General features: G+C 68.2%; 4 protein-coding genes. 1 reads left to right on the top strand and 3 read right to left on the bottom strand.

What is annotated here, in order from left to right; all coding sequences use genetic code 11:
* Positions 1-407, top strand: a 407-nt coding sequence (locus tag ACFV5H_RS37690; RefSeq protein ID WP_385199175.1) for a hypothetical protein, incomplete at its 5' end; no start/stop codon positions are given.
* Positions 408-429: 22 nt separating this feature from the next.
* Here ACFV5H_RS37690 and ACFV5H_RS37685 read toward each other — a convergent pair.
* The 3 genes from ACFV5H_RS37685 to ACFV5H_RS37675 form a co-directional block, all read right to left on the bottom strand.
* Positions 430-3,090 carry a Helicase associated domain protein gene (locus ACFV5H_RS37685; RefSeq protein WP_385199173.1) on the bottom strand — a complete coding sequence of 887 codons (2,661 nt, stop codon included), beginning with the start codon at positions 3,088-3,090 and terminating at the stop codon, positions 430-432.
* Between the two features lie 52 nt (positions 3,091-3,142).
* Positions 3,143-3,571 (bottom strand): hypothetical protein, encoded by a 429-nt coding sequence (locus ACFV5H_RS37680; protein WP_385199172.1) that lies wholly within the window; start codon positions 3,569-3,571, stop codon positions 3,143-3,145.
* 358 nt (positions 3,572-3,929) lie between these two features.
* Positions 3,930-4,043, bottom strand: a complete 114-nt coding sequence (locus ACFV5H_RS37675) for a DUF6271 family protein (protein ID WP_385199171.1) — start codon at positions 4,041-4,043, stop codon at positions 3,930-3,932.
* Between the last annotated feature and the right edge of the window lie 121 nt (positions 4,044-4,164).

Below are 4,164 nucleotides of genomic sequence, written 5' to 3'. Positions count from 1 at the left end.
GGCTCACCTATGCCCCCGGCGTACGCGAGCACATCGAAGCAGCCCAACTACGCCAAGCCCACAGCACCCCGCCCTCTGCCACGGCAAGCCCGCCCTCCCACCTCAGCCTGCGCACCGAACTCGAAATCGCCCGGCAAGAAATCAAAGAACTCCGCGACGAACGCGACCGGCTCCAGGCAGCCCTGCGCCACCAACTCGGCCAGCAACTCGATGCCATCCACGCCCCCGACACAGCAGCCAGAGCAGACCAGCTGAACGCCCTGAACCAGGACCTCACCCGCCGGCTGGAGGAAGCCGCCTCGGAGAACGCCACGTTTCGCGCCCGTAACACCGCCCTCGAAGAAGACCTGATTGCTGCCCGCACCAGCCTGCGCCGGATGATCCGCACCGAGAACACGGCCCGCTGAACGACACCACCATCCACGGCGGTCATGCCCACTCCACGCCCAGTTCCCGGAGTGCGGCGCGCTGTTCGGGGGTGAGTCTGTCGCGGCGGGTCTTGGTGTTGGAGACCCACACACCCAGTTTCACGGTCGCAGGGGCCGCCTCGCCGTCGAGCGTGATCTCCTCAGCATGGCCGCGGGGGACGGGCCGGTGGGCGCCTTCCCGTTCCACCCACTGCTCGAGGGCCGCCAGGCCGCGCTGGAACGCCTGCTGTGCCCTGTTCGGGCCCTTCGTCGCACGTGTGGCCGCGGGGGCGGGAAAGGGGGCCTCGAGCGGCTGTACGCCCAGTGCGGAGAGCCGCTCCTGCTGCTCGGCGGACAGCTGCGCCCAGGTGCCCGGCTTGCGCTGCTGTTGGAGCCAGCGTCCGAGGTTGTCGCCGTCCATCAACACACCTGGCTGGATGTCGGGCAGGTGGCCGTCGGGTTCGTCGGCGGCGAGGTCGGCGAGGACGCGGTAGTGGCGTTGCCAGTCCAGCGGCCAGGAACAGTTCCAGTCCTCGTCGATCGCCGTCAGCTGCTTCACGCGCATGGCGGCCCGCTCGGGGTCCTTCCCGAGGCCGCCCTTGCGGCGGAGGTTGGCCATGTGCTGCCCGACCGGCACAGGGCCCCCTCCAGCCGGGTCATCCCAGGCGGCGTCCTGGCGGGGTGCGAGGTGTCCGGTGGCCCGCCGGTACGACCGCAGCGTGGCGAGTTTGTTCTCCCACGCTTCCTCGCCGGGTTCCCAGACCATCCCGGCCTCGTCGAGGAGCTCCTTACGGTGGGGGTCGAGTTCTCCGGCGCGCAGCGCCTTGCGCTGCTGGTGCACCCACCGCCCCAGGGGGAACGCCTTCGTCGTCCCGACCTCGGTCTCGACGTCGTAGGGGACGGCGTACAGGCCGGTGATCTCTTTTTCCGCTCGCCAGCGGAGGAGGGCCTGGTAGCCCTCGAGCCAGACCAGGGACTGGGGGCGGATGACGCGGCAGCGGGTCAGGGCGGCGATGTCGGCGGCGTCGCGGGGCTGGGCGAAGTTGACCACGATCGAGGTGACCCGGTCGACCTCCTGCTGCGCCTCGCTCGTCTCCTCACCGTCACCGCCGTCGGTTCCCGCTGCGGGGGCGGGGCGGACGTGGAGGCGTCGGCGCTCGGTGCCGCGGGTCAGGGCGCGGGAAGCGAGCTGGTCGACCATGCGCTCCGAGTGCGAGCGCAGCGCCTGGAGGATGTCGACCAGGGGCTGGTAGCTGGCTGAGGCGAGCATGTCCTTGGGGTCTTCTCCGGGCTTCAGGAAGATCGGGATGATGATCCGTGCCGTCTTCACGCTGCCGTCCGGATTCGGGCGCAGGGCGCGTCCGATGTTCTGGACGATGTCGACCTGGGAGCTGCGTGAGCCGACGATGCACACCGCCTCCACGCCGCGCAGTCCGGTGATGTCGACACCGACCCCGAGGGCCCGTACCGAGGCGAGGAACGCCCGGTGTACGCGCCGGTTGGCGGCGTTGATGCCGTTGGCGAACCGGTGGATCACCTCGCGCCGGTGGGCGATGGGGTGGTCGCCGCACAGCCAGTCGGCCCACACCCGCTCTGGGGGCACGTGGCGGCCGTCCTCGAGCTCGTACAGCTCGGCGTCGATCGAGGAGGCGGACAGCTCCTCAGTGTCGGCCAGGGCGGCCTCGGAGGCTTCGGTGGCGTACAGCTCCGCGGCGGTCGCCGGCATCTGCTCGGCGAACGCGCGGGCTTCCTCGACCCGCTGGTGGAACACCATGGTGGTGTGCAGGTTCATCTGCGCCGCGTGCTCCAGCAGCGCGGCCTGGAGCAGCGCCAGGCGCCGGCCGCGCAGCGCGTCCTCCGACAGCGCCAGGATCGGGTCGGGGTCCCGGATCTCCAGCACATCGATCTCGAAGCCCGCGAGGATCGCTCGTTCCACCGCTTCCGCCAGCCCGAGGTCGAAAATCCTGGCGCCGTAGGTGGCGCTGTCCTCCTCCATCGACGCAATCACCAGCTCCTGGCCGTCCCGGCCGCGCTGCGGGCTGGGCGCGGCGAGGATGCGCGGGGTGGCGGTCAGATAGAGCCGGAAATCGATGGGGATGCGGGCGTTGTCGTGGATCGCCGCCCACGGCCGGCCCATGTCCCCGGCCGTCATGTGCGCCTCATCCAAAATCGCCAGGTCAAACGGGGCCATCCGCTGGCCGTACAACCGCTCCCCGCCCGCCAGCGCGGCCTCCAGCGGCCCCCGTACCGTCCGCCGGCCCGAAGGATCCTCCGGGTCCTCACGGTCCACCAGAGAGGCATACGTGGCGAACACGACCACCGGCCCGGACCGGGCCCACAGCGCGAGCTGGATCGGGTTGGTCGTGGTACGCACTCCGAGCTGCTCCAGGACCTCGTCCTTGTCCACCGAGCAGACCGCGACCATGGGCGCTCGGTGCCCGACCCGACGCCAGGACTGAGCGCTCTGCACAATCAGATCCAAGGTGGGCACCATGACGAGGATCCGCCCGCCCGGGAAGCAGTCCAGAGCACACGCAGCAGCCATGACCGTCTTCCCGGACCCGGTCGCTGACACGATCGTGCCACGGGCACCCTGAGGCGGCACAGATGACCTTGCAGGGAATCCGACCCACTTTCGGAAACTCGACTTCTGGTCTACCTGGTGTTCCTTGAGCTGAATCACAGACCTCCCCTTACCTCTCTAACCTCGACAATGACGAAGACCCAACAGAACGTCAGATGTGATTGCGGTGGAGGATGGCACGAACAGCAGCTTCGAACTCACGCACCGCCAAACCGTGTTCATCGCGAGCTGCAAACCAGGCCGAATCCTGCCCGTATGAATCCCGAAGCCCGTAGTACGCATCCGTCAGACGGGAAGCCTGAGAGCGGAGCTGCTCACTACCAGGGGTCATGAAAAATTGGGTCGTTATTTCGTAGCGGAGAGGGTCTGCAGTGGCCAGATCTGACACCGCTACACCAGCTATAAAAGCGTCAATTATCTCCCCGCACATCCGGTTATAAATGGAGGAGAGTCGCGCACTTACTTCTACGAGTCGATTCACTTCCTCTTTGCGCCTTTCGACTCTACGTCGAATGAGATCACCCAAGAGAACCAGAGTTCCACCGAGAACTGCTCCAAGCAGCGCCAGAACACTTTGCACTTCATCACTCCGCAACATAGGATCCCACGTGCTTCAGCCAAAACTACATGCTGCATCTCACCGAGGGGCGCGATACAGCGAAACCCCCGCAAGCAAGCGCCCCCACCCCTCACACTCAGCCAGACCCACGCCATGAACCCCAACCACCCCTCCCTCTAGCCGCTCGGGCCGAAGGCCCGTTGACGGCCCCGCGCAGCGGGGCCGGCCCCCAGGGCGCGCAGCGCCCCCAGTGGCTGGAGCGCAGCGGAAGCCACCCACGGGGCCGCAGGCCCGGCAGTCCCGGGAGCGCAGCGGACGGGACGTCACCCGCCTTGCGCAGCAAGGCGGGTCAGCGGAACGCGCAGCGTTCCGCCAGCGCTCACGCGGAGCGGGAGCGCAAGTGAACGGCCGCGTGATCCGCCTCCTGGCCGACGGCCGAAATCGTGGCGGCACACGGCCGGTTGGTGGGAAGGGTCAGGCAGATACTGCGCATACCGGCTCCCCCTTCGGCGCTTCGGATTCCCGCTCGTTCCAGGACGTCAGCCCGAGCAGCCTCTCGCCGAGGCCGTTCAGCGCGGCGGTGCCGTACCTGAGGGATTCGTGCTGTGTGGCGT

Source organism: Streptomyces sp. NPDC059787 (genome assembly GCF_042732315.1).
GTDB classification, from domain to species: domain Bacteria; phylum Actinomycetota; class Actinomycetes; order Streptomycetales; family Streptomycetaceae; genus Streptomyces; species Streptomyces atrovirens.
This window is presented reverse-complemented; position numbering and strand designations above follow the sequence as displayed.

Excerpts from the sequence above, each read along its gene's own strand:
- ACFV5H_RS37675 (WP_385199171.1), bottom strand. The coding sequence starts at position 4,043 with ATGCGCAGTATCTGCCTGACCCTTCCCACCAACCGGCCGTGTGCCGCC.